Below are 538 nucleotides of genomic sequence, written 5' to 3'. Positions count from 1 at the left end.
ATCAGTTAATAATAATGAATATATTAGATCATATAATTAGGCGGAATGGTATTACCCATCAAACGTCCTCGTTGTACTTTGACTGCTCGAGCTATACGTACTCTTTTAATTGAGCTTTTTACTCGTTGCTTAAGCGAGAAGGCTGACCAGTCGCTAGTTTTAATGCCAAAGTATCAAACCCACCCGATAGATAATTTTTACCCATTCATTAACTAAGCGGCGACTTACATTCAGTATTTTTTGCAATTTAAGTTCGATAGTGACTTTCATTAAATTTTTTTCAGCCAAATAGCGTAGTTTAATGATCGCATTATTTATATATGGGATTGTTATTTGTGAAGTATTTTTCATATGATAATCAATCGGTTAATGATAAATAAAAAGCACCACATTAGATCACGAATTAAATTCTTTTGGTATAAGTGTTATATTTCATTAACTTCAGGCTCTAAACGCTAAAACGAAAAAATCCCTGTTGACGTCAGTCAACAGGGATTATCGTATTAGGCGCTTGGCAATGACCTACTTTCACATGAGG

The 538-nt window shown here is 33.6% G+C and carries 1 protein-coding gene; it reads right to left on the bottom strand.

Features of this window, described 5'->3' with window-relative positions:
* Positions 1-159: 159 nt before the first annotated feature.
* A complete protein-coding gene (locus V6255_RS17985; protein ID WP_341629375.1) occupies positions 160-351 on the bottom strand; it encodes a hypothetical protein in 192 nt (63 codons plus the stop codon).
* Positions 352-538 lie beyond the last annotated feature (187 nt).

The sequence above is a fragment of the Psychromonas arctica genome (assembly GCF_038155225.1).
GTDB classification, from domain to species: domain Bacteria; phylum Pseudomonadota; class Gammaproteobacteria; order Enterobacterales; family Psychromonadaceae; genus Psychromonas; species Psychromonas arctica_B.
Note: the sequence above shows the minus strand (reverse complement) of the source record. Positions and strands in the feature narration are given on the sequence as shown.